This window comes from Plesiocystis pacifica SIR-1, assembly GCF_000170895.1.
In the GTDB taxonomy this organism is placed as follows: Bacteria; Myxococcota_A; Polyangia; order Nannocystales; family Nannocystaceae; genus Plesiocystis; species Plesiocystis pacifica.
Window position 1 is genome coordinate 20148 of record NZ_ABCS01000062.1, and the last position, 21848, is coordinate 41995.

25 protein-coding genes and 1 pseudogene are annotated in these 21848 nt (G+C 71.9%); 13 read left to right on the forward strand and 13 right to left on the reverse strand.

The window, feature by feature from the left end:
- Nucleotides 1–3 precede the first annotated feature (3 nt).
- From PPSIR1_RS26405 to PPSIR1_RS26425, 5 genes are all read right to left on the reverse strand, one after another.
- Nucleotides 4–588: a uracil-DNA glycosylase family protein gene (locus PPSIR1_RS26405; protein ID WP_006974251.1), complete on the reverse strand. Its 585-nt coding sequence runs from the start codon at nucleotides 586–588 to the stop codon at nucleotides 4–6.
- A 21-nt stretch (nucleotides 589–609) separates the two neighbouring features.
- On the reverse strand, nucleotides 610–1209 hold the full coding sequence (locus PPSIR1_RS26410) for a carboxymuconolactone decarboxylase family protein (RefSeq protein ID WP_006974252.1): 600 nt from the start codon (nucleotides 1207–1209) through the stop codon (nucleotides 610–612).
- A gap of 38 nt (nucleotides 1210–1247) precedes the next feature.
- Complete coding sequence (locus PPSIR1_RS43860) at nucleotides 1248–1811, reverse strand: globin family protein (protein ID WP_006974253.1); 564 nt, start codon at nucleotides 1809–1811, stop codon at nucleotides 1248–1250.
- A gap of 171 nt (nucleotides 1812–1982) precedes the next feature.
- Entirely contained in the window at nucleotides 1983–2792 is an 810-nt protein-coding gene (locus tag PPSIR1_RS26420; RefSeq protein WP_006974254.1) for a spondin domain-containing protein, read from the reverse strand.
- A gap of 95 nt (nucleotides 2793–2887) precedes the next feature.
- Nucleotides 2888–3265: a hypothetical protein gene (locus tag PPSIR1_RS26425; protein WP_006974255.1), complete on the reverse strand. Its 378-nt coding sequence runs from the start codon at nucleotides 3263–3265 to the stop codon at nucleotides 2888–2890.
- Between the two features lie 153 nt (nucleotides 3266–3418).
- Between PPSIR1_RS26425 and PPSIR1_RS26430 the strand changes: the two genes are divergently transcribed.
- Nucleotides 3419–4228, forward strand: coding sequence for a hypothetical protein (locus PPSIR1_RS26430; RefSeq protein ID WP_006974256.1), 810 nt, complete (start codon nucleotides 3419–3421; stop codon nucleotides 4226–4228).
- 10 nt (nucleotides 4229–4238) lie between these two features.
- Here PPSIR1_RS26430 and PPSIR1_RS26435 read toward each other — a convergent pair whose 3' ends face one another.
- Entirely contained in the window at nucleotides 4239–5189 is a 951-nt protein-coding gene (locus PPSIR1_RS26435) for an AraC family transcriptional regulator (protein WP_006974257.1), read from the reverse strand.
- A gap of 101 nt (nucleotides 5190–5290) precedes the next feature.
- Nucleotides 5291–6130: a sterol desaturase family protein gene (locus PPSIR1_RS26440; RefSeq protein WP_045116786.1), complete on the reverse strand. Its 840-nt coding sequence runs from the start codon at nucleotides 6128–6130 to the stop codon at nucleotides 5291–5293.
- A 55-nt stretch (nucleotides 6131–6185) separates the two neighbouring features.
- On the opposite strand from PPSIR1_RS26440, the gene PPSIR1_RS26445 reads away from it, so the two are divergent.
- Together PPSIR1_RS26445 and PPSIR1_RS26450 are read left to right on the forward strand one after the other, a co-directional pair.
- Nucleotides 6186–7115 carry a LysR family transcriptional regulator gene (locus PPSIR1_RS26445; protein WP_086001716.1) on the forward strand — a complete coding sequence of 310 codons (930 nt, stop codon included), beginning with the start codon at nucleotides 6186–6188 and terminating at the stop codon, nucleotides 7113–7115.
- Nucleotides 7116–7160: 45 nt separating this feature from the next.
- Nucleotides 7161–7598 carry a hypothetical protein gene (locus tag PPSIR1_RS26450; protein ID WP_157596010.1) on the forward strand — a complete coding sequence of 146 codons (438 nt, stop codon included), beginning with the start codon at nucleotides 7161–7163 and terminating at the stop codon, nucleotides 7596–7598.
- A gap of 13 nt (nucleotides 7599–7611) precedes the next feature.
- Here PPSIR1_RS26450 and PPSIR1_RS48300 read toward each other — a convergent pair whose 3' ends face one another.
- On the reverse strand, nucleotides 7612–7776 hold the full coding sequence (locus tag PPSIR1_RS48300; protein ID WP_006974261.1) for a hypothetical protein: 165 nt from the start codon (nucleotides 7774–7776) through the stop codon (nucleotides 7612–7614).
- Nucleotides 7777–7986: 210 nt separating this feature from the next.
- Here PPSIR1_RS48300 and PPSIR1_RS26455 point away from each other — a divergent pair, with 210 nt between their 5' ends.
- Complete coding sequence (locus tag PPSIR1_RS26455; protein WP_006974262.1) at nucleotides 7987–8397, forward strand: hypothetical protein; 411 nt, start codon at nucleotides 7987–7989, stop codon at nucleotides 8395–8397.
- A gap of 57 nt (nucleotides 8398–8454) precedes the next feature.
- Here PPSIR1_RS26455 and PPSIR1_RS26460 read toward each other — a convergent pair whose 3' ends face one another.
- Nucleotides 8455–10299 carry a S53 family peptidase gene (locus tag PPSIR1_RS26460; RefSeq protein ID WP_006974263.1) on the reverse strand — a complete coding sequence of 615 codons (1845 nt, stop codon included), beginning with the start codon at nucleotides 10297–10299 and terminating at the stop codon, nucleotides 8455–8457.
- Between the two features lie 402 nt (nucleotides 10300–10701).
- On the opposite strand from PPSIR1_RS26460, the gene aroC reads away from it, so the two are divergent.
- From aroC to PPSIR1_RS48310, 4 genes are all read left to right on the forward strand, one after another.
- Entirely contained in the window at nucleotides 10702–11871 is a 1170-nt protein-coding gene (aroC, locus tag PPSIR1_RS26465; protein ID WP_045116787.1) for a chorismate synthase, read from the forward strand.
- Nucleotides 11868–12521 (forward strand): hypothetical protein, encoded by a 654-nt coding sequence (locus PPSIR1_RS26470; protein ID WP_006974265.1) that lies wholly within the window; start codon nucleotides 11868–11870, stop codon nucleotides 12519–12521. Before aroC ends, PPSIR1_RS26470 begins: the two co-directional genes overlap by 4 nt.
- A 118-nt stretch (nucleotides 12522–12639) precedes the next feature.
- Entirely contained in the window at nucleotides 12640–13023 is a 384-nt protein-coding gene (locus PPSIR1_RS48305) for a hypothetical protein (protein WP_006974266.1), read from the forward strand.
- A 43-nt stretch (nucleotides 13024–13066) separates the two neighbouring features.
- Nucleotides 13067–14005, forward strand: coding sequence for a polyprenyl synthetase family protein (locus PPSIR1_RS48310; protein ID WP_157596011.1), 939 nt, complete (start codon nucleotides 13067–13069; stop codon nucleotides 14003–14005).
- Here PPSIR1_RS48310 and PPSIR1_RS26485 read toward each other — a convergent pair.
- The gene (locus PPSIR1_RS26485; RefSeq protein WP_006974268.1) at nucleotides 14002–14547 is read right to left on the reverse strand and encodes a hypothetical protein; all 546 of its coding nucleotides are present in this window, start codon (nucleotides 14545–14547) and stop codon (nucleotides 14002–14004) included. The genes PPSIR1_RS48310 and PPSIR1_RS26485 overlap by 4 nt on opposite strands.
- A gap of 60 nt (nucleotides 14548–14607) precedes the next feature.
- Here PPSIR1_RS26485 and PPSIR1_RS26490 point away from each other — a divergent pair, with 60 nt between their 5' ends.
- The gene (locus tag PPSIR1_RS26490) at nucleotides 14608–16077 is read left to right on the forward strand and encodes an NHL repeat-containing protein (protein ID WP_157596012.1); all 1470 of its coding nucleotides are present in this window, start codon (nucleotides 14608–14610) and stop codon (nucleotides 16075–16077) included.
- A gap of 16 nt (nucleotides 16078–16093) precedes the next feature.
- On the opposite strand, the pseudogene PPSIR1_RS51455 reads toward PPSIR1_RS26490, so the two are convergent.
- From PPSIR1_RS51455 to PPSIR1_RS26495, 3 genes and pseudogenes are all read right to left on the reverse strand, one after another.
- Nucleotides 16094–16198 (reverse strand): annotated as a pseudogene (locus PPSIR1_RS51455) (hypothetical protein); the annotation flags it as partial.
- A 12-nt stretch (nucleotides 16199–16210) separates the two neighbouring features.
- On the reverse strand, nucleotides 16211–16345 hold the full coding sequence (locus tag PPSIR1_RS50845; protein WP_006974270.1) for a hypothetical protein: 135 nt from the start codon (nucleotides 16343–16345) through the stop codon (nucleotides 16211–16213).
- A gap of 39 nt (nucleotides 16346–16384) precedes the next feature.
- The gene (locus PPSIR1_RS26495; protein ID WP_006974271.1) at nucleotides 16385–16810 is read right to left on the reverse strand and encodes a hypothetical protein; all 426 of its coding nucleotides are present in this window, start codon (nucleotides 16808–16810) and stop codon (nucleotides 16385–16387) included.
- Between the two features lie 163 nt (nucleotides 16811–16973).
- On the opposite strand from PPSIR1_RS26495, the gene PPSIR1_RS26500 reads away from it, so the two are divergent.
- Genes PPSIR1_RS26500 through PPSIR1_RS26510 form a run of 4 tightly spaced genes read left to right on the forward strand, consistent with a single transcriptional unit; the run spans nucleotide 16974 to nucleotide 21844 of the window.
- A complete protein-coding gene (locus tag PPSIR1_RS26500) occupies nucleotides 16974–17738 on the forward strand; it encodes a hypothetical protein (RefSeq protein ID WP_232296553.1) in 765 nt (254 codons plus the stop codon).
- Entirely contained in the window at nucleotides 17722–18294 is a 573-nt protein-coding gene (locus PPSIR1_RS26505) for a hypothetical protein (RefSeq protein WP_006974273.1), read from the forward strand. Before PPSIR1_RS26500 ends, PPSIR1_RS26505 begins: the two co-directional genes overlap by 17 nt.
- Complete coding sequence (locus PPSIR1_RS43865; protein ID WP_006974274.1) at nucleotides 18222–19202, forward strand: DUF58 domain-containing protein; 981 nt, start codon at nucleotides 18222–18224, stop codon at nucleotides 19200–19202. Before PPSIR1_RS26505 ends, PPSIR1_RS43865 begins: the two co-directional genes overlap by 73 nt.
- 8 nt (nucleotides 19203–19210) lie before the next feature.
- Nucleotides 19211–21844, forward strand: coding sequence for a DUF4129 domain-containing transglutaminase family protein (locus tag PPSIR1_RS26510; RefSeq protein ID WP_006974275.1), 2634 nt, complete (start codon nucleotides 19211–19213; stop codon nucleotides 21842–21844).
- Nucleotides 21845–21848 lie beyond the last annotated feature (4 nt).

Consider the following 21848-nt stretch of genomic DNA (forward strand, 5'->3'; position numbering starts at 1 on the left):
GCCTCAGCCCGAGCCCAAGAGCTCGGCCACGCGCCCGCGCAGCACCGGCAGGACCTCAGCCTCGAACCAGGGGTTGTTGGCAAACCACCGGCGGTTGCGCGGGCTCGGGTGCGGCAGCGGCAGGTGCTCGGGCCAGCGCGCGCGCCAGCCCTCGACGACCGAGGTCAGCGTCGCGCGCCGCTCGAGCCCGAGGTGCCAGGCCATCGCGTGGCGCCCGAGCACCAGGGTCAGCGCGACGGCGGGCAAGGCCTCGAGCACGGGCTCGCGCCAACGCTCGGCGCACTCGGGCCGGGGCGGAAGGTCCCCCGACTTGCCGCTGCCCGGGAAGCAAAAGCCCATGGGCACGACGGCGAACTTGCTCGCGTCGTAGAAGGTCGCGCGGTCGACCCCCAGCCAGTCTCGCAGCCGCTCGCCGCTGGGGTCGTCGAAGGGGACGCCCTTGGCGTGGGTGAGCCGGCCTGGGGCCTGACCGGCGATCAAGATCCGCGCGCGCGCGTCGAGCTGCACGATCGGCCGCGGGCCCAGGGGCAAGCCCTCGCACAGAGTGCAGCGGCGGATCTCGGCCAGCAGCTTCGACGGTTCGGACATGGGGCTCGGGTCCGGTCGGGCTCACTCCTCGGGGAGCGCCCAGGAGGCGGAGGCCGCGTCGAGGGGGATCTCCGCGAGGTGCACGCTGAAGTTGCTCAGGGTCTTGAGCGCGAGGCCCACGACGACCTCCAGGGCCTGGGCCCGAGTGTAGCCCGCGGCCTCGAAGGCCGCGAGGGTCTCGGCGCTCGCCTTGCCCCCTCCGCTCACCAGCTCGCCGGCCAAGGCCGCGAGCGCCCCGAGCCGCGGGTCCGCGAGCGGCTCGCCCCGGCGCAGCGCCGCGAGGTCCTCGATCGCCATGCCCGCGCCCTCGGCGAGCATGCTGTGCGCGGCGACGCAGTAGCCGCACGCGTTTTGGCGGCTCGCGGCGATCAGCACGACCTCGCGCTCGACGGGCGACAGGCTCGTGCGCGCGAACAGCTTGGTGAGCTGCACGTAGCTGTCGAGGGCCGGGGGCGCGTGGGCGAGGACCCGGTGGAGGTTGGGCGCGAAGCCCAGCTGCCGCTCGATGGCCTCGAGGGTGGGCTTGACCTCGGCGCAGGCCTGGTCGACGGCCACGGGGAGCAGCGCCCTCGCCCTGTCCTCGGACCCCAGGTTGATGTCGTCATTGATGATGTCGTTCATGTCTACGGTCCATGCTCGGGTCGGCGGCGGCTCCAGGCTCAGCCGCAAGAGGAGTTCGAGAGCGCGTCGGTCTGGACCTCGACCATGTCCGCGCGCGTCGAGAGCACCGCCGGCGCGACGGCGTCGATGTCCGCCTGGCTGATCCCGGCCGCCTGCAGGCCCGCGACGATGTCCTCGATGACCGCGTCGAAGTCCCCGTTGGTGATGCCCAGGCCCGCGTGCGCGCTGACCATGTCCCGACACAGCGCCCCCGTGGAGTCCTCGGCCCCGGCGTAGCTGGCCCCCTCGCACGCGAACAGCTCCTGGACCTGGATGGTCAGGCACTCGACGAGGTGGACCTGGGCCGGCTCGGGGAGGCTCGTGAACATCGCGGAGACGCGGCAGTCGCCGGTCAGCGCCGGCACGATGTGCTCGCTGACCACCCCGCCGACCTCGCCGGGCCCGCCGTAGCGCGAGCAGGCCGAGGTCTCTGCGGCGTGGGTCTCGGCCTCGGTCTGGGCCGAAGCTTCTCCACCCCCCTCGGAGTCTGGAGATGAGGCTGCGCAGGCGCCCGTCAACGCCGCGGCGGCGACGAGCAGGCTGTGGATCGTTCGAGTCGACATACCTTCAATCTAGGCAGCGAACCTGCGCCCACCATGCGCGGGCGTCCGGGAGTCATGACCCTGCGTTCGAAGCGGGCGCCCTCGACGGTCACGCGATCGTCGAGCGGCGCCCCGCCGACGACTCGGGCCGTCTGCGAGACGCCGCTCGGACGTCATGGGCGAGCGCCCCGACTACTCGACGCGGGTCACCGTCCAGGTCGAGGCCGAGCCCTCCCAGCCGTAGTCCTCGGCGGGGAAGTCGGCGCTGCCCTCGTAGACCTCGAACACCTCCATGCTGCCCTCGGCGGTCACGACCCCGTCCTGGGCGAAGGCGCGGCTGAAGAAGCTGAGCACCGCGGGCGCGCCGTCTTGGAGGTTGACGCTGTCGAGGGGGATGGAGTCCGGGGAGTAGTTGTCCTCCTCCGAGCCGATGTCCCACTCGACGCTGGCCAGGTCGACGCTGTCGCCGAGGGCGTGGGGGAGCGGCGCCCCGCCGACGGTGGTCAGCACGTCGTTGGTGGTCACGGGCATGGCCGCGCAGCTCAGCCGCGCCCACGCGGGGCCGGACAGGCTCTCGGTCCGGGTCTCACCGGGCGCGGTCAGCCCCGGCGCGCACTCGAGCACGGCGTAGACGTTGGGGTCCGCGCGCAGCTCCTCCGCGAACACCCCGTTGAAGCCGTCCTCGGCGAAGGTCGCCGCGCCCGTGCTGGGCACCTTGCCGTCGGCGAAGACATCGACCCAGGGGTGGTGCAGGGCGCACAGGCAAGGGCTGAACCACTGCGTGGGCGTGTCGTTGCGCAGCTCGATCTCGAAGCTCCCCTGCCAGTAGCCGAGCTGGGTGAGCGCCCCCTCGTCGACCCCCGGCGGCGGGGGCAGGGGCTCGGGGTCCGCGAAGGCGCGGGGGTCCTCGAAGTCGCGGCTCGTCGCCTCGGGGTCGCAGGCGAGGGTGCCGGTCAGGGTGAGGCCGATGAGAGAGAGGGTCGGAGCGATGGCTTTGTGCATGCTTTTGCATATGCCCTGGGCACGAAACATGACCATTGCCCAGCGTCCGTGCCCCATGCTCGACGCCGGCGGCCTGCCCGAGAGGGCGGGCCCGGTCACTGCAGCCCGCTCCCCTGGGCGGCCTCGTCGGGGGCGGGCTTCCCGGTCCCGCTGCCGGCCCCGTTCGTGGTCCCGCTGCCGGTCCCGTTGCCGGCCCCGTTGGTCCCCGGATCCCCGAAGTGGTCCTCGCAGATGAACACGCAAAAGTCGAAGAAGCCGTCGCAGTCGGCCCCGCAGCTGGGCTCCTGGTAGACGCAGGCGAGGGCGTCCTCGAGCTCGCAGGCGACCTGATCGGCGGCGCAGGACTCGACGCACTCGTCGAGGCCGTCGCTCGGCCCGGCGCGGACCAGATCGAGCTCTTCCCAGCCGTCCGGGTCGAGCTCGGGGGCCTCGTCGATGCACGCTGCGCTGGACGCCACGAAGAGCGACAACATGAGGGTGGAGGTGACTCGTAACATGCCCCGAGCTACGCAGTGATTTTCTCGGCGGTTACTCGAAACTATGCGCTTTGTGGTCATGGACGCTCGGGCTCGAACTCCGGACGCTCGAGCCTGGTCGAGGCGCGCGAGCCCGGGGAAGGTGGGGGCATGCGACTTCGACGAAGAGCGGCGCTGGCGTGCGCGGGCCTGCTGGCGTGCGCGCCGGAGACCACGGGGCGCGATCCGGCCTTTGGCTGGCTCACCGACGCCGGCGGCGATGAAGCGTCGACGGGGTCCGAGGCTGACGCGGACGCTGATGACGGCGAGGGCTCCGACGAGGGCGAGGGCGAAAGCTCCAGCGAGGGCGAAAGCTCCAGTGAGGAGTCCAGCAAGAGCGAGAGCGAGGGCGAGAGCGCCGACGAGAGCGGGGGCGAGCCCGCCGGCTGCCCCAGCGTCCTGCCCGGCACCCGCGTCGCCCGCGACGACTCGCAGACGGACTTCGCCCAACTCTACGCCGAGAACGTCGACGCCGACCCGAGCAACGACGTCGCCTGGCCCGGCATGTGGGGGGTCTCGGGCGTCCCCCAGCGCCTGTTCGTCGCCCGCGACCACTACAAGGCGCTGCGCTTCGACACCAGCACCGCCGCGCCGGACCAGCTGCGCGGGCGCTTCGAGTGGGGCGAGAGCGGCGTCGGGGGAGTCCCGACCCACGCGACCTTCACGCTGTCGACGACCTGCGGGGAGTTCGAAGCCGTGGACCCGCTGTGCCGCCGCTACTCCCCGGGCAACCGCATCCCCTGGCACCTGCCCGGGGCCTCGAACGTCGAGCTGGGCTCGTGCCCGCTGACGCCGGGGCAGGTCTACTACGTCAACGTCGTGTACGCGGACTGGAGCGGGGAGCTGGGCGAGAGCACCTGCAGCTTCGACACCTGCAACCACCTGATCAACGCCGGCGGCGGCCCGCCTGCCTTCCCCTGAACCGCCGCACTCAGGCGCGCACGCCCGCCCCGTCGCGCTGCCAGCTCGCCCGGTAGCCCCCCGGCCCGACCCCGACGAGGCGCTTGAAGGCCCGGCCGAAGGCGGCCTCGGACAGGTACCCGACGGAGTCGGCGACCTCGGCGACGGAGCGCTCGGACTGGCGCAGCTGCGCCTTGGCCAGCTCGATGCGCCAGCGGGTCAGGTACTGCATGGGCGTCAGCTGGACGCAGGCGGCGAAGCGCTCGGCGAACAGGGTCCGGCTCATGCCGGCGCCCTGGGCCAGGGCCTGCAAGCTCCACTTTTGAGCCGGCCGCTCGTGGATCAGGGTCAGGGCCCGGCCGAGCTGCGGGTCGGCGATGGCGGCGAGCACGTTCTCGGCCGAGTCCTCCTCGCAGCTCTCGACGTAGGCTCGGAGCATGTGGATGAACAGGATCTCGGCCAAGCGGCTGAGCACGGCCTCCCGCCCCGCCCGGTCTCCGCCGGCCTCCTCGCCGATGTAGCGCATGACGTCGTCGAGCCAGCGAAAGTCGTGGCCCGCGTCCGCGCCGAAGTGCAGCACCCTCGGGAGGGCGTCGAGGAGCGGGTGGAGCACGCCCGGGGGGAACGCGAAGTGTCCGCAGACCAGGGTCGTCCGCGCCCCAGGCCCGCCGTAGCGAAAGGGCCCGGCGCCGGTCCAGCCGCTCGCGGCCAGGGCCGCCTCGAGCTCGACCACGGAGCGCGCGGGGGCGTCGACGAGGTGGTGGCGCGCCCCGTGGGGCACCAGGGCCAGCTCTCCCCGACGCAGGCGCACGCCCTCGCCCTCGCCCAGCTCGAGGGTGCACTCGCCCTCCAGCGCGATGTGGAAGCGAGCCGCGCCCTCGTTGCGAGGCACCGCGAGGCCAAAGGGCGAGCCGAGCTCGGCCCGGAAGTAGAGGGTCCCGTGCAGCGGGATGACCCGCAGGATGTCGCTGAGGAGGTCCATGGCGAGCTGGCGAACCCTTGGATCCTAGCCCGCCCCCACCTACCGAGCGTCCGCATTTCCTGCCCGAGCGTTCACGACCCGGCTGGCATGGCGTGGCGTGGCTACCCGACCGAGCTCGTCTGCCCCAGCTCCCCCGCCGCCTCCTCCTCGGGCTGCAGCGGGACGAAGGGCCAGGCCAGCTCCGTCGCGTGGGACTGCGGGCGCAGCCCTTCGATGCCAAAGGCCTCGGGGTAGCGCCTGGTGATGCGCGCGGTCCCAAACAGCACGTCCCAGAAAAAGAGCAGGTTGCCGTAGTTGCCCTTGTAGTGGGTGACGCCGTCGTCCGCGTGCAGCCCGTGGTGCATGGCGTGGGTCGAGGGCGTCGAGAGCACCCGCTCGACCACCCACATCACCGGCCGCAGCGCCCGAACCCGGTACAGCGGCGCGTCCCAGCGCAGGCTCGAGTGGGCGCCGATGATCACCGTGAGCTTGACGATGATGTAGACGGCGTAGACGCTGCCAAAGCCGAGGTGGACCAGGGCCCCGGCGATCCACAGCCCGGGCATCAGCGCGTAGTACAGTAGGTTGTTGCGGTAGACGATCGAGACGCTCATGTAGGGCGCGCTGTGGTGCGCCCGGTGCAGGGTGTAGAGCCAGGGGACGCTGTGGCAGGCGCGGTGCCACCAGTACTGGGTGAGGTCGTCGCCGAGCAGCAGCATCGCGACCATCGCCCACGCGGGAAGGTGGGCGAGGGCGTCGCGGCTCCCGGGCGTCACGGCGTCGAGGAGCAAGCTCGCGGCCACCGTGACGAGGGGGCCGACCACGAAGCCCACCGCGCCCCCCGAGACCACGTCGAAGGCGAGCTGGGAGCCCGTGCGGCCGCGGACCCGATCGGCCAGCACCTCGGCGATGGCGAAGCTCAGGCCCACCCCCACGATGACAGCTCGGTAGTTCAACGCCACGCCTCAGCTTGGGCCGGCCAAGCCATGCCTACAAGTGGTATTTTGTCACCAAAACATGAATAACAAGAATACTTTGGCTGGGTTCGAGCTCCGCCACCTCCGCCACCTGCTCGCCCTCGACGCCCACGGCACGCTCCAGGCCGCGGCCCGGGCCATCCACCTCAGCCAGTCCGCGCTCACCAAGTCCATCGCGTCCCTCGAGGACGGCCTCGGGACCCCGCTGTTCGACCGCAGCGGCCGGCGCCTCGCCCCCAACGCCCTGCACGCCAAGGTCCTCGCCCGCGCGCGGGCCCTGGTCCGCGCCGCCGACGATCTCCAGCGCGAGGCTGCGCTGTTCCGCGACGGGCAGCTCGAGGAGATTCGCCTGGGCGTGGGTCCCGTCGTCGCCCTGGGCCCCATGCCCGACGTGCTCGCGCGCTTTCGAGAGCGCTTCCCGACGGTGCGCCTGGTGATCCAGGTCGGCTCGACCACCGAGCTCGCCCCGGCCCTGGTCGAGGGCGAGCTCCACTTGATCGTCTCCGATCGGGAGCAGCAAGTCGTCGACGACGCGGAGCTCGAGGTCGAGGCCCTGGGCCCCGATCCCCTCGCGGGCGCCGTGCGTCCCGAGCACCCCTTGCTCGGCTCCGAGACCCCGACGCTCGCCCACCTCCTCGCCTACCCCCGCGCCGGCGCCACCCCGCCCGCTCGCATGCGGCGCTTCGCCGAGGACCAGCTCGCGCCCCTGCTCGGCACCGCACCCACGGCGGACATCCGCTGCGACAACTACGAGGTGCTCGTGAGCCTCGCCGAGACCTCGGACATGATCGTGCTCGGCCCGCGCTCGGTGCTCGATCGCTACGCCGCCATGGGCCGCCTGGTCGTGCTCCCGGTGGTCTACCCGAGCCCGCCCTCGGAGCCGGCGGTGATGCTCGCCGCAGGCCGCCCCACCGCCCCGGCCGTGCGCAGCCTCGCCAACCTCTTCCTCGGGCGCGACGCGACCGCCTGACGCGGCCTTGTCGTCACCCATGAGCCGCGTATCATGCTGCCCGCCGTGCCCCGCCGCCTCCCGCAGCTCCTCCTCAGCCTCGCCCTGCTCGCGGGCGCGAGCGGTGGTTGCGGTCCAAGCGACGAGGAGCTCATGGCCTACGGCCCCAACCTCGTGTGGCAGGCCTGCGACATGGGCATGGTGCTCGACGAGGACGGCGAGTGTCAGGGCGTGGCCGAGCTCTACGAGTGGGAGGAGGCCATCGACGCGTGCTTGATGCTCTCCGCCGAGGACCCCGGCAACTTCCGCCTGCCCACGGAGATCGAGCTGCGCGGCGAGCTGCTGCGCCACCCCGAGCTCACCCCCGCGCGGCGGTGGATCGACACCTGGGACCTCGACGCCGAAGAGCCCGGCCCCGAGGTCCTCGACCCGGCCGGCTTCAAGCGCCGGCAAAAGCCCGAGAGCAAGCGACGCGTCCGCTGCGTCCACGACGGGCCGCGCTGAGCCTGCGAGCGGGCTAAGCCTCAGACTCCAGCCGCTCCCGGATCGCTTCGAGCTCGTGGACGACCTCGATGTCCTTGCGCCGTCCAGCGCGACGCTTGACCTCGATGAGCGCGCTGAGTTCGATGACCCGGCAAGGATGGCCAAAGGCCTCCCACCGACAGCTCCGGCCTGGTCGCATGGCGCGGGTCGTGTGGTCTCAGAGCCTCGAGCAGCCGCTCGAGGTTGGGGACAGAGAACTCCATGATGACGTCCAGGTCGAGGGTCATCCGTGCGGAGCCGTGCATGACCGCAGCCACACCTCCGACGATCGCAAACTCGAGCCCACTCGCGCACAGCCCCATCGAAACGAGTCGTACACCGACTCTCCGCCAGCCTCGTTTGCTCGAGCGTGCTCGGCCTCTCCCTCGCGCTCTCGCTGCTCGCGGCCTCCCCGGCCGGCGACCTGTCCTCCGACGACGTCCCCTACCCTCGCCCCGCTCGAAGGACGCCGACCGTGACCGAGGACGCCCTCGCGCGCCGCCTCGAGCAGGCTCACCGCGCCCGAGCCAGAGCGGCCGAGCGCCTGTTCGAAGAGCCCGGCCGGCGCTTTCGAAAGTGCCGCAGCTGCACCTCCGCAGAGATCCGCGCCGAGCAGATCGCGTTCCTGACCGAGCTCCTCGCCGAGCTCGACGTCGATCACCCCGACGTCCCCGACCTGCTGTTTCGCCTCGCGGACCACCACCGCGAGGCCAAGGCCGAGCACGAGCAGCAGGCCGCGCTCGCCCGAGAGCGCCTCGACGCCCTCGACGAGACGCCTTGACCCAACCAAAAACGAGAGCGCCCCGACAGGGACGCTCTCGTCGTGCAGGCAGACGGCTCAGGGCAGGATCTGCGCGAGCTCGTCGACGATCGGGGCGCCCCAACCGGTCGGCACGTCCCAGCCGGCGCCCGCGGCCCAGTCGTCCGTGGCGCCCGTGGTGATGTCGCGGAAGCCCTGGCTCTGGGCCTGCGTCGAGTAGTAGAGCTTCGGGTTGAAGAAGCCCAGGGGCTCCATGCCGTTGTCCTCGCGGTACTCGTTCATGACCGCGGCCATGCCCGAGAAGGTCGGCGTGGCGAAGCTGGTGCCGCCGTAGAGCTCCCAGTCGCCGACCCAGTAGATCCAGTAGGCCGAGCCGATGAAGGGCGCGGCGGCGAGGGCCAGGTCCACGGTCATGGCGTTGGTTGCGAGGTCACCCGCGACCTCGACCTGCCACGGGGGCATGGGGAAGGACAGGGTCTCGCCCGAGCCCGACTCGCTCCACGCGACCTCGTCCTGGACCACGCCCTGGTTGGTCGAGTAGACCCGCGTGCCGCCGACGGCGGTCATGTAGGGGCTCGATCCGGGCGTGTCGGTCTCGCCCGAGTTGCCGCCGGCGCTGAGCAGGGTCAGGCCCTGGGCCGAGCCGATCGCCGCCGAGACGTCGTAGGACTCGCGCACGAGCTTGGGCTCGGCGTCCTCGCGGTGCGCCAGCGAGGTGGTCAGCACCTTGGCCCCGTCGACGGGCATGCGGTACATGGCCTCGTTGAAGGCCCACAGCGACGAGGTGTTGCGGGTGTCCGGCGCGGCGTACTGGATGATCTCGGCGCCCGGCGCCATGGCCCCGGCCCACGCGGGGTTGAGGGTCGCCTCGATGCCGCGGAACACCGCGGGCTCGAGCATCTCGACCACGATGGGGTTGGGGCGCACGATGCCGAAGCTCTGCCAGAAGGTCTGCATCCACTTGGTGTGCGGGCGCGAGCCGGTCATCACCGCGATGGCCTGGCCCGAGCCGTCGTAGCCCATGTCGTAGAGCGGCGTGACGTCGTAGATGTTGGCCACGCGCTCGGGGTGCAGGCCCCAGCTGAGGTTGTCCGGCGGATCGGCGATGATGTCCCCGATCTCGTTGGGCAGCGAGCCCTCCTCCGCCGGCAGGTCACAGGTGATGACGCCGGGGCTGATGCCGGCGACGAAGGCCGGCAGGGTCATCGAGTCCGTCGTGCAGTAGACGATGAAGGGCGGCTGGCCGATCTGCGGGTTCGTGCGCTCGCAAAGGCGCAGCTCGGTGTCGAAGGCCTCGTTGAACTGGCCGACGAGCCCCGAGAAGTGGGTGTACATGCCCGAGGTGGTGACCCAGTTGACGCTGAGCCCCTCGAACTCGAGCCAGGCCTCGAGCAGCTCGACGGTGTCCTGCTCTGGCAGGTGGTGCTCGACGAGCTCGTCCCAGGTCAGGTACTGGCCGTAGATGCTGCTGAGCGGATCGCTGACGTCGAACAAGAAGGCGTCGAGGCCCTCGCGGTCGCGCACGTCGAGGGCCATCAGCGCCCGGAAGGAGTCGTTGGGATCGGCCGGGCCCAGGTCCGTGTAGACGCCCGGGAGGGGCTGAGGCACGCCGTCGGGGTTGGGCACGGGCTCCCACTCCTCCTCGGGGATCTCGTCGAGGGGGCTGCCGCCGGTGTCGGTCTCGGTGTCCGTGGTGTCGTCTTCGGTGGTGGTCTCTTCCGTGGAGCCCTCGGTGGTCTCCTCCGTCGACTCCTCGGTGGTCTCCTCCGTCGACTCCTCCGTCGTGTCGGTGGTGTCCTCGGTGGCCTCGTCCGTGCTCGAGTCCGAGCTGCCGGCTTCGTCGGGGTCGGTGTCCGTGGAGCCGACCTCATCCGCCGCGGTGTCGCTCTCCCCGTCCTCGTCGGCGCTGGCCGAAGCGCTCACCGTGTCGTCGCCAGTGCAGCCGAGAGGAAGAATGCTCAGAGCCAACAGGCCCATCGATACGCAAGTGAAACGCTTCATGTCTTCGCCGCCATAGTCCACTTCGCGCCGCCCAAGTGCGGTCTGCCAAGTAGGTGACTACCTCTACATCAATTTCTCGAAATGTCCGCCTAGTCAAGTGGCGTCGCGTACGCACTGTGACCTCTACCTTGGCACAGGGACGCCCGTACAGCGGATTTGGCATAATTCGCGCTAAATCGCGCATCAGCCGGCCGCCAAGCCGAACTGTGCGTCTGACTGCATGGGTCGAAGTCACCACCCTCCGACCGAGAGGGCATCGCCCCCTCGGTCCATTGCGAGTAAGGTGCCGACCGAATCGAATCGGGACGATCGGGCGATCAATTCATGGCTGGCAACACCTTCGGCGAACGCTTCCGCGTCACGACCTTCGGCGAGTCCCACGGCGGGGGTTTGGGCGCGATCATCGACGGATGCCCCGCAGGGCACCGTTTTCCGGCCGAGGCCATCGCGGCGCAATTGGCGAGGCGGCGCCCCGGGCAATCCGCATTGACGACCCAGCGCAAGGAAGCCGACGCGTGCGAGCTGCTGTCGGGCGTGGACCCCGAGACGGGTATGACCCTGGGAACACCCATCGCGTTTCTGGTCCGCAACAAGGACTACAAGAGTGGCCACTATGCAGATCTCGCCCAGCTGTATCGCCCCAGCCACGCAGATTTCACCTACGACGCCCGCTTTGGTCGGCGAGCCGTCGCGGGCGGCGGGCGCTCATCGGCGCGGGAGACGGTCGCCCGCGTGGCGGCGGGGGCCCTGGCTGAAGACTTGCTCCGTGCCCGCCTCGGTGTCGAGGTGATCGCGTGGGTCGAGCGCATCGCCGAGCTGAGCCTGAACCGGAACAGCGTCAACGAGTCCACCGTCGATCGCGCGCAGGTCGATCAAAGCCCGGTCCGCTGCCCCGACCCCGAGGCGGCGACGGCCATGGAGGCCGCGATTCGAGCCGCCCGCAAGGACGGGGACTCGCTCGGCGGCGTGGTCCGCTGCGTGGTCCGTAACGTCCCCCCGGGCCTGGGCGAACCGGTCTTCGACAAGCTCACCGCCGAGCTCGCCCACGCCATGATGAGCCTCCCGGCGACCCGGGGCTTCGAAGTGGGTGAGGGCTTCGCGGCCACGACCATGCGCGGCTCGACCCACAACGATCCCTTCCGCGTCCGCGACGGCCAGGTCCGCGCGGCCACCAACCACAGCGGCGGCATCCAAGGCGGCATCAGCAACGGCGAGACCATCCGCTTCGCCGTGGCCTTCAAACCCACGGCGACGATCTTCAAGACCCAGCAGACCGCCACCCGCGACGGCCGCGAGATCGACTTCGTGCCCAGCAAGGGCCGCCACGATCCCTGCGTGCTGCCGCGGGCCGTGCCCATGGTCGAGGCCATGGCCGCGCTCGTCGTCCTCGACCACAGCCTGCGCCGCCTGGGCGCGCGCGCCGACGAGCTCAGCTGGCGCAGCGGCCCGGCCCTCGACGTGCTCGAAGCCAGCGAGGACACTCCCCCGTCGTGAGCGGCGAACCCAAACCAGCCCGGCCCCAGCTGCGCCTGATGCCGGCCCCGGAGGACCGCGAGGCCGTCGTCGACGCCGAGGTGGTCTCGAGCGCGCCCGCGTCGAGCAAGGGTCGCCGCCTCGCCCCCGGCGCGCCCGAGTCCCCGGGCACCGTGCCCTTTGGTCTGAGCCAGCTGCTGCGCGTCGGCGAGCCCGTGGTCTGGTGGAACGCGAAAGAAGCCATCGCCTGGCGACCGGTGGCCTGGGTGCTCGCCGCTGGCCTCGTCGTCCTGGCCCTGGCCACCGCGTTCGCGCCCCAGCTGTGGTCCCAGCCCCTCGAGGAGCTGTGGAAGCCGCTCGTGCCCACCCTCGCGCCGGCGGCCTTGCTGCTCGCCCGCGAGTGGTACAGCCGCCGCTACGTCATGGTCACCGACAACTCGGTGATCACCCTGGACATGCTCGGCAAGGGCGAGCGCCTGGCCTTCCGCAACATCCGCCGCGTCCGCAGCGACCTGCTCACCGGCGGCATCTTGCTCGAGGGCGCCGCCCACAAGCTGCGCATCCCTCCCCTGCTCGCCGAGGACACCCGGGCGGCCATCGCCACCCAGCGGCGCAACGTGATCCGCGGGCAGGAGGAGCAGGCCGACGACCCCATGGGCTGGCTGCCCTGAACCTCCCATGCCCCGCGATGGGGCGAACTCGGTCGGCGCCAACGCCCCACCCGGCCCCGGGCGGGGAGCCAGGCCCGACCCCGCTCCAGCTTGTCAGCGCGGGGTCACGTCGACTTCAATGGGCGCGCGGATTCGGGCCGATGGGGCCTGCGCCTGCGCGCTCGCCTTCGACGCGGTCACCGAAGGCGAGTCTCACCCCGATGACCGCGACGATCCGGAGTATCCGAGCATGGACATCCAGTCTTTCCACCAATCCTGCATCGAGGCTGAAGGAGGCGACGCGCTCACCCGCGCCCTGCGTGGCATCTGCGAGCACCGCCACGCGGCCGAGCCCGTCGGCTCCCGCACCTGCGAGAGCGTGGGCTGGGAGCCGTGGAGCGGAGACCCGCGCAGCACCGTCGAGGCCATGGGCTGGCAGCAGTGGACCCCAGACCTGCGCAACGCCCTCGAGGCCGTCGAGGGCTGGCAGCCCTGGAGCCCGTCCCCGGCCCTCGAAAGCTGAGCGCGCGATGGCGCTGCAGGCGATTCGATCCCTCCTCCTCGCCATGCCCGAGGCCGTGAGCTACCCGGACATGCGCGCGTTCATCGATCGCTCCGTCGCGCCCTCGAGCCTGCCGTGCTGGGACTACGCGCCCCTCGCGTGCGCCGCGGTCGGGGCTCCCCCCACCGCGGCGCTGCCCGCCGCCGCGGCGATCTTCGCCCAGCTCGCGGCCATCCACCTCGTCGACGATCTGCTCGACGAGGATCCCCGCGGCCTCCACCACCCGATCGGTGTCGGTCGCGCGGCCAACCTCGCGCTGGGCTTTTCGGCGGCCAGCCACCGCGCCCTCGCCGAGGCCGAGCTGCCAGCGGGCGTCGAGGCCGAGCTCCAGGGCCGCCTCGCGGTCATGGCCATGGCCACGGCGAAGGCCCAGGCCGAGGACCTCGCGAGCTGCGCCGACGAGGAGGCCTACTGGCGCATCGTCGACATGAAGACCCCGCCCTTGTTCGGCTGCGCCCTCGCCCTCGGCGCGCGCTGTGGCGGGGCCACGCGCGAGCTCGCCGACGCCATCGCCGAGCTCGGGCTGCCCCTGGGTCGGCTGATCCAGATCGGCGATGACCTCGGCGACGCCCTCGCTACCCCGGCGAGCCCCGACTGGTCCCGACCGCGCAACAACCTGGTGCTGCACTACGCGCTGACGGCCCCCCACCCCCAGCGCGAGCGCTTCGCGGACCTCGTCGAGGCGTCGAGCGACCCCGAGGCCCTGCGCGAGGCCCAGGCCCTGGTGTTCGCCTGCGGGGCGGCGTCCTACTGCGTCTACCGCATGCTCGAGGCCCGCGCCGACGCCCAGCGGCGCATCGACGCGCTCGCCCTCGCCGACGCGAGCCCCCTGACCCAGCTGCTCGAGCGCCTGTGCGCGCCCGTGCGGGGCTTGCTGCGCCAAAGCGGCGCCGACCCGGACGAAGCCATCGCGGCCTTCGAAGCTCGAGCGCGGCGGCCCTAACCCAGCTTCGCGCCGAGCCAGGCGTCGAAGTCCGGGTGGGCGGCGCGGGCTGCCTGGACGACGCGCGCAGGATCGGGCGCGGGCTCGATGCCACGCGCCGTGAAGAAGGCCTCCGCCGCCTCTCCCTCGAGCTCGTCGAGCTCGGGTTCGAAGCCCCGCGGAGTGATGCGCGAAAACCCGTGGGCCGCGATGGCCAGGAACTCGTCGAGGCCGTTGGCGATCACCCCGTTCCCGTCGCCCTCGTCGTCGAGGTAGACGATCGGCGCGTCGAGCATCGGGCGGCCGTCGTGGGACCAAAAGCCGTACAGGCAGCCGCTGCTGCCCTGCAACCAGATGAACAGCTGCTCGCGCATCGCCGCCGCGCTCTCGGGCGTCCCGGCCCAAGTCTCGAGGCTGTCCTCGCCGGGCTCTGCGAAGTTGCAGTCGTCGAAGGGGTAGATGCGGTCGTCGTCGACAAAGGCGAAGACCGCCGCGCGAGCGATCGCCGCAGGCACGGCATGGGGCGCGAACACCCTCTCGAGGTAGGCGTTGATGTCGTTCATGGCGGGCGCTCGTGCAAGATAGCTCCCCCGCGGCGGTGGGGGTCCTGCTACGATATCCAGGTGTTCTCCCGTTATTTTGACAGCGCGCGTGTTCCCGCCTCCCTCGCCCTGCTGAGCGCCGCGACCTTGTCGCTCTCGCTCGCCGCGTGCGGAGACAGCAGCGCCGAGGAAGGCAACGACGAGGTCGACGAGTCCGCGGACACGGACGCCGGCAGCGACTCGAGCGACGCGAGCACGGGCGAGGAGGGCAGCTCCGGCAGCGGCTCGGAGACGGCCGAGACCACCGCGGACGACACGACCACCGCCGACACCACGACCACCGAGGGCTCGACCGACGCGGGCACCGAGACCGCGGACGACACGACCACCGCCGACACCTCGACCGACACGAGCACCGAGGAGGACACGACCGAGGAGGACACCGGCATCAAGCTCGACGTCGCCGACGAGGGCTGCCAGCCGCCCCTGGGCGGCAACATCCAGTCCTTCATCTGGATCGCCAACTCCAACGAGGGCACGGTGTCCAAGATCGACACCCAGGCCCTCGTCGAGGTCGGCCGCTACCAGGTGCTGCCCGGCGGCGGCGGCTCGCCCTCGCGGACCTCGGTCAACCAGCAGGGCGACATGGCCGTGGCCGCGCGCACCGGCGGGGTCACCAAGATCATCGGCAACTCGATGACCTGCCCCGACACCAACGGCACCCCCGGCGTGCAGACCTCGGCCGGGCCCAACGACGTGGTCGCCTGGGACGACGAGGAGTGCCGGGCCTGGCACGCGCCCATGCCCTACACCAACATGCGCGCCGTCGCCTGGACCGCGAGCGTGTGGGACGACAACAACTGCCTGTGGGAGACGCCGCAGCTGTGGGTCGGCGGCAACACCTCGGCCGACGGCTCCGTCGAGGTCCGCCTCCTCGACGGCGACGACGGCACGACGATCCAGACCGTCGCCATCCCGGAGCTCAGCCTGCCCCTGGGCCACGGCGCCTACGGGGCCGTGGTCGACAGCGAGGACAACCTGTGGCTCGCGCAGATCTACGAGAACCAGATGGTCCGCGTCGACCGCGAGGACTTCAGCTACGAGCTCTACGACGAGCCCGAGCACGTCTACGGCATCGCCATCGACAGCGACGACCGGGTGTTCCTGTGCAACCGCCACGTCATGCGCTTCGACGCCATGAGCTCGGTCTTCGACACCAGCCTCATCGAGGACTGGCAGGGCTTTTACGGCCACACCGGCGGCTGCATGATCGACGACCAGGGCCGGCTGTGGAAGGGCATCGACGACGCCCTCTACGCCGTCGACACCGACACCCTCGAGATCGTCGACACCATCGCCATGCCCGAGGGGCTGATGTGGGGGATCGCCATCGACTTCCACGGCTACGTATGGTCCATCCCCAAGGGCGGCGACACGGCCTACCGCGTCGACCCGGACACCCACGACATCGAGTCCGTGGGTGGTTTGGTCGGGGCCTACACCTACAGCGACATGACCGGCTTCAGCCTCGAGCAGGTCAACCCGCAGTAGGGCGGCCGCGCGAGGGTCAGTCGTCCGAGCGCCCCGGGAAGCCGTCGCGCACGAACCGGTAGCCGCCGCAGCGGGTCTCCCCGCACTTCCCCTCGCCTTCGATCTGGGCCCCGCACGCGCCCTCGCCTTCCCCCTACTCCGTCCCCGCCCCTTCCTCGGGCTGGCTCGTCGAGCGTGCCTGCCCCTTCACGCACGCGCTCGACAGCGGCGCGGACGCGAGCACGGACAGGGCCGCGCAGATCGACGGGAGGCGAGCGCGGCGGGCCATGCCCCAGCATAGCCCGCCAGCGCGCGCTCTGGGCTCCGCTCAATCTTCCTCGCCACCCGCGAAGCCGTGGCCGAGGATCGCAAACACGGGCGCGAGGATCATCGCGGCGATGGTCGTCCCGGCTCGCACGGCGTAGGCGTCGAGGGCGAACAGCTGCGGGCTGAGCAACAGCCCCGAGCCCACGAGCACGGCGAGCGTCGCGAAGATCAGCCGCTTGGCCGAGAGCGGGCGTCCGGCCGAGAGCCACACGCCCAGGGCCGAGCCGAGCAGCCAGCACACCGTGCCCACGGCCACCAGGGGCCCGAGGGCGTCGAAGCCGGGGTCGAGGGCGTAGTTGGTCAGTCCGGCCCCGATCGCCGTGAGCACGATGGCGATCAAGATGCCCGCGCCCCAGTCCAGGAGCCACGAGATGGCGCGCTTGTGGTCGCGGGGGCCGTAGCCAGGAGGGAGCTTGGAGGGGGGCACGGGTCGGGAAGCGAAGCGTCAGCTCGCGCGTTGGAGTGGGCCGGTCGCCGTCTTGTTCCCGCCATCCTACAGCCGCCGCCCCCGAGCGTGGCCCACTTGGGCGGGTCGAGGGGCCCTCGAGCGCCCGCGTGGGCGCGAGATCTGCCGCGACAGCCGTGCTAGCGTGGCAGGACCGCCCTCGGGCACGGACCCCCACCCCAGCACGATGACGGCGACGAACGCGACGAGCACGCCCCGCCAGCGGCCCCCTGGGCGACCTCCTCGGCAGGTCCGTGTCCGGCGACGCTCCCTCGCCGGGTGTGCGGCCCTCGGGGCCTTCGTGGTCGCCAGCTGGGCCCCAGGCCAGCGCCCCGCCCGGGCCTCGACCGTCGCCGAGCAGCGCGCGCGCCTGCCCCCGCCGGCGACCTGCCAAGACCCCGTCGCCGGCGTGTGGAAGTCCCACAGCTACGACAAGATCTACCTCGACTGGACCATCTTCACCCTCGAGATGCGCCGCGTCGCCGAGGGCAGCGAAGAGTTCGAGGGCACGATCACCAACCAAAGCTGGATCGCCGAGGCCCACGAGAGCTCCCCGCCGGCCTGCCGCGGCGACCTGCACTACGTCATCTCCATGGACGCCCAGGGCAACGTCCACGACCAGACCGTCAACTTCGGGGGCGTGGGCAACTACCGCGTCGACGACGTGCCCTGCGGCACCTGGGACATGGGCTACAACCTCGACCACTTCACCGGGGTCATCGACCCGGAGATCCTCGAGTTCCAGACCGTCAACAACGACGGCGGCCGGGCGGTGAACGAGCCGGTGGTGTTCCGCCGGGTCGCCTGCCTCGACGGCGACGAGGTCGACACGGCGCCCCGGGTGGCCGTGGTCCCGCCGCCCTTTTACCCGCCCGAGGAAGAAGGAGGGGGCTGTGGCTTCCGCAGCTGAGGCCAAGACCAAACCCCGCGCGCTGGCCAAGCGGGCGCGCTGGCCCAAGCTGGCCCGCGGGCTCCGGCGCGCGGGTGAGCTCGCGACCCGGGCCATGGGCCCGATCCCGCTGACGCCCCTGGGCGTGCTCGTGCTCGGCGGCTGCGCGTGGGCCTTCTTCGGCTTCGGCCTCGGCCGCCTCGACCTCGTGCTCTTGGTCCTCGGCGCCGCGGGCCTGGGCGTCGGCGCCGTCGCCATGCTGACCACCATCCTCGCCGCGGTGCTGACCTGGCGCTGGCACCGACGCACCGATCGCTCCGGCGGCGCGCCCGGAGACGAGGGCGAGCAGGGCGCGCGCAGCATCGACGTCGAGTGCGGCTACGCCGTCGCCACGGGCTTTTGGCTGCCGCGCCTGCGCGGCTGCCTTCTGGACATCCGCTGGCCTGGCTCGAGCCCGAGGCCGAGGTCCGCGTCGAGGCTCAAGGCGGGCGGCTGCGCGAGAAGGTGCTCGCGGCCCGCCGCGGCCAGGTCGCCAAGGTCGTCCGCGAGCTCGAGGTCGGCGACATCTTCGGCCTGACCCAGATCCGCCTGCGCCTGACCGAGCACCGCAAGGTCCGCTTCGTGCCCTCCGTCGGTCGCCTCGACCGCGTCGAGGTCGTCCGCGGCATGGCCGGCGGCGAGGACATCTCCCACCCCGAGGGCCCCATGGAGGGCGAGCTCTACGACCTGCGCCACTACGCCCCCGGCGACCCGATCCGCTTCGTGCTGTGGAAGGTGTTCGCGCGCACCCGCCAGCTCGTCGTGCGCTCCCCCGAGCGCGCGCTGAGCCCGATCCGCCAGACCTGCGCCTACCTCGTGGCCGGGCCCGCCGACGAGCCCGCGGCCGGGGCCGCGCGCCTGGCCATCGAGCGCGGCGCCCTGGGCAGCGAGTGGGTGCTCGGCGCCGACGGCAGCCACGACGACGCCACGCGCAAGGACCAGGCCGTCGATCTGCTCGCCCGCTCGGCGACGGTCAGCGGCACCGAGCGCGGCGGCCGGGGGCTGGGCGAGTTCTTGCGGCGGCGCAGCCAGGGCGGCATGGGTCGAGCCGTCGTGTTCGTCCCCGGCCGGCCTGGGCCGTGGCTCGACGCCGTCGTCAACCAGTGCGCGGGACACGACGGCGCCTGTGGCCGCGGAGGCCTGCGCGGGCAGATCGAATTCGTCGTCGGCACCGACGGCATCGAGCGCGCCCGGCCGCGCAACTGGCTGGCCCGCCTGGCCCTGCGCGAGCGCAAGCCCCAGCTCCGGCGCCAGGCGCAGACCAAAGCCCCCGCCGAGGACGAGCGCGTCGAGACCCAAGACCGCGTGACCACCGAAGAGCTCGCCAAGGTCGTGGCCGCCCTGTCCAAGGTCGGCCGGGTCGTCGTCGTCGACCGCCAGGCCGGGCGCGTGTTCGCGGGCGGGCAGCTCACGGCCATGGCCGAAGATCGAAGGCGAGCGGCGTAGGACATCCCATGGCGAAGCGTTGGCGACAGCAAGACTGGGAGCGGGAGCTCGAGCGCCTCGAGCAGCAGGCCTCGGGCAAGCGCGCCCCCGCCAAGCCGCCCCGGACCTTCGGCGAGCGGGTGCTCGGCGTCGTCCGCCTCGCCCGCCACCCGATCCGCGCCGGCGCCATGGCCATGGCCGGCCTCGCCCTGGCCTGGGGCATGGCCACGGGCTCGGGCCTGGTCGCGGTCATGCTCGGAGCCGTCGCTGGCGTCGCCCTCGGTGAGCTGCTCGCGCGGACCTCGAGCCGACTGATCACCGTGCTCCTCGGCCTCGCGGCGGGCTGCGCCCTCGCGTGGTGGGCCGCCGACCGCATCACCCACTGGCGCATCATCCCCGCCCTCGTCGGCCCCGGCGCGGCCCTCAACCTCAGCTCCCTGCTGCGCTTTTTCGTGATCAGCCTGACCGCCGTGGGCGGGCTGCGGACCCTCGCGGCGCGCCACCCCGCCCTCGTCGGGCTCGAGGTCGCGGCCGTCGGCGCGAGCGTGGCCGCGATGTTCGCGACCCACCGCGACGGCGTCATCGCCCGACCCCTGTGGCTGTCCGACTGGGCGTGGCAGCACGGCTACGATCCCGCCGACGTGCTCTTGAGCGTGGGCGCGGTCGCGGTCCTGGTCCTCGCCGGCCTGCTCATCGCCGAGTCCGAGCGCCGCGTCAGCCTGGCCTCGCTGGCCGGCATCGCCGTGGTCGTCTTCCTCGAGCTCAGCCTCTTGTCCCTCGAGGGCCTGCCCGAGCCCCAAGCCAACAGCGACCTGGGCCTGACGGAGTCGCAGATGGGCGACCCTCCCAAGCCCACCGAGGGCGGCGGCCGCGGACCCGGAGCTGAGGAGCCCGACCCCGACGACGCCCAGGGCGGCCAGGGTCAAAAGCCCGACAAATCCGAGCAACAAGGCGGCGGTGGCGGCCAGCAACAGCAGCAAGAGCAAGGCGGCGGCCAGGGCCAGCAGCAGCAAGAGCAGCAGGGCGGCCAGCAGCAACAAGAGCAGGGCGGCGGCCAGGGTCAGCAGCAAGAGCAGCAGCAGGGCGGCGAACAGCAGCAGCAACAGGGCGAGCAGCAGCAGGGCGAGCAGCAACAGGGCGGCCAGCAGCAGCAGGGCGAGCAACAACAGGGCGAGCAGCAGCAGCAACAAGAGCAGCAAGGCGGCGGCGGACAGTCCGAGCAGGAGGACCAGTCCGAGCAGCCCCAGCTCGACGGCGAGTTCTCCGAGGGCACCGCGCCCGCGCCCATGGCCGTGGTCCTGCTCGGCGACGACTACAGCCCGCCGATGCAGTCCTACTACTTCCGCCAGGACGCCTGGTCCCACTTCAACGGCTCACGCCTCCTCGCCCCGCGCCGCCCGGACGTCGACCGCGACATCGTGCGCCGCTTCCCCGCGCGGCCCGTGGACGTCGCCGAGCTGCCCCCCAGCGAGGCCCTCGCCGACGAGCTGCTGACCCAGGTCCACACCGAGGTCGTGCTCCTCGCCAAGCACGCCCAGCCCTTCGCGCTCGAGTCCGCGACCGCGATGAAGCCCGAGCCCAACCCCAACCCGGCGCGCTTTTTGAGGGCCTACAGCGTCGTCTCCCTAGCCCCTGCTTGGGAGCCAGAGCAGCTCGCCGGGCGCGACGCGGGCAACCCCGAGTGGACCGACGCGCAGCTCGAGTTCTACACCCGGCCGTCCGACGACCCGCGCTTTGGCGAGCTCGCCCAGGAGATCATCGCCGAGCTGCCCGAGTCCCGCCGCGGCGATCCCTTCGTCGAGGCCCTCGCCGTCAAGCTGTGGATGGACGAGCAGCTGACCTACTCCACGGCCGAGCGCCACGCGGGCGTGCCCGACCCCACCGCCGACTTCCTGTTCGGCAACCGCATCGGCTACTGCGTGCACTTTGCCCACGCCGCGGTGTTCATGTGGCGCAGCCTCGGCATCCCGGCCCGCGTGGGCACGGGCTACATGGTCACCGAGGATCAGCGCCGCGGCTCGACCATCGTGATCCGGGGCGGAGACGCCCACGCCTGGCCGGAGCTCTACCTCGACGGCGTCGGCTGGGTGATCCTCGACATCTCGGCGGCCGAGAACCTCGACCCGCCGGGGCAGCCCATCGCCGAGGACCTCACCGATCTGCTCGGCGACATGGCCCGCAACGAGACCGACGAAGAGGGCGAGCGCGCCGAGGGCCCCGTCGAGCGGCGCAGCTTCGGCCGCGACCTGGGCCTGGCCGTGCTCAACTTCATCGTGCTCTTCCTGGCCTGGCTCTACCTGGTCAAGATCTGGCGCCGCGTCGCGCCCCGCTTCGCCCGGCAGCGCAAGCTGCCCGCGGTCAGCTACCGCGCCGTCGTCGATCGGCTCACCGACGCCGGCCTGACCCGGGCCTACGGCGAGACCCGCGAGGCCTTCGCCCGCCGCGTCGCCAAGCAGGTCCCGAGCCTCGCCGGGCTGACCTCCATGCACGTCGCCGCGCGCTTTGGGGACCCGCGCCGGGAACTCGGCGAGCGCCCCGAGTTCGACCCCCAAGTCTGGGAGAAGGGCCTGCGCGACATTCGCGCCGAGCTCCCGCTGTCCATTCCGCGCTGGCGACGCGTGCTTGGAGTGTTGGACCCGACGACGGCTCTTCGGGCGCGCTAACGAG

Coding starts and splice junctions, on each gene's coding strand:
- PPSIR1_RS43860 (WP_006974253.1), bottom strand. CDS start 1,811: ATGTCGACTCGAACGATCCACAGCCTGCTCGTCGCCGCCGCGGCGTTG.
- PPSIR1_RS48300 (WP_006974261.1), bottom strand. CDS start 7,776: ATGCGACCAGGCCGGAGCTGTCGGTGGGAGGCCTTTGGCCATCCTTGC.
- PPSIR1_RS26420 (WP_006974254.1), bottom strand. CDS start 2,792: ATGCACAAAGCCATCGCTCCGACCCTCTCTCTCATCGGCCTCACCCTG.
- PPSIR1_RS26425 (WP_006974255.1), bottom strand. CDS start 3,265: ATGTTGTCGCTCTTCGTGGCGTCCAGCGCAGCGTGCATCGACGAGGCC.
- PPSIR1_RS26410 (WP_006974252.1), bottom strand. CDS start 1,209: ATGAACGACATCATCAATGACGACATCAACCTGGGGTCCGAGGACAGG.
- aroC (WP_045116787.1), top strand. CDS start 10,702: ATGGCTGGCAACACCTTCGGCGAACGCTTCCGCGTCACGACCTTCGGC.
- PPSIR1_RS26445 (WP_086001716.1), top strand. CDS start 6,186: ATGAATAACAAGAATACTTTGGCTGGGTTCGAGCTCCGCCACCTCCGC.
- PPSIR1_RS26435 (WP_006974257.1), bottom strand. CDS start 5,189: ATGGACCTCCTCAGCGACATCCTGCGGGTCATCCCGCTGCACGGGACC.
- PPSIR1_RS26510 (WP_006974275.1), top strand. CDS start 19,211: ATGGCGAAGCGTTGGCGACAGCAAGACTGGGAGCGGGAGCTCGAGCGC.
- PPSIR1_RS48305 (WP_006974266.1), top strand. CDS start 12,640: ATGGGCGCGCGGATTCGGGCCGATGGGGCCTGCGCCTGCGCGCTCGCC.
- PPSIR1_RS50845 (WP_006974270.1), bottom strand. CDS start 16,345: ATGGCCCGCCGCGCTCGCCTCCCGTCGATCTGCGCGGCCCTGTCCGTG.
- PPSIR1_RS48310 (WP_157596011.1), top strand. CDS start 13,067: ATGCCCGAGGCCGTGAGCTACCCGGACATGCGCGCGTTCATCGATCGC.
- PPSIR1_RS26485 (WP_006974268.1), bottom strand. CDS start 14,547: ATGAACGACATCAACGCCTACCTCGAGAGGGTGTTCGCGCCCCATGCC.
- PPSIR1_RS26405 (WP_006974251.1), bottom strand. CDS start 588: ATGTCCGAACCGTCGAAGCTGCTGGCCGAGATCCGCCGCTGCACTCTG.
- PPSIR1_RS26430 (WP_006974256.1), top strand. CDS start 3,419: ATGCGACTTCGACGAAGAGCGGCGCTGGCGTGCGCGGGCCTGCTGGCG.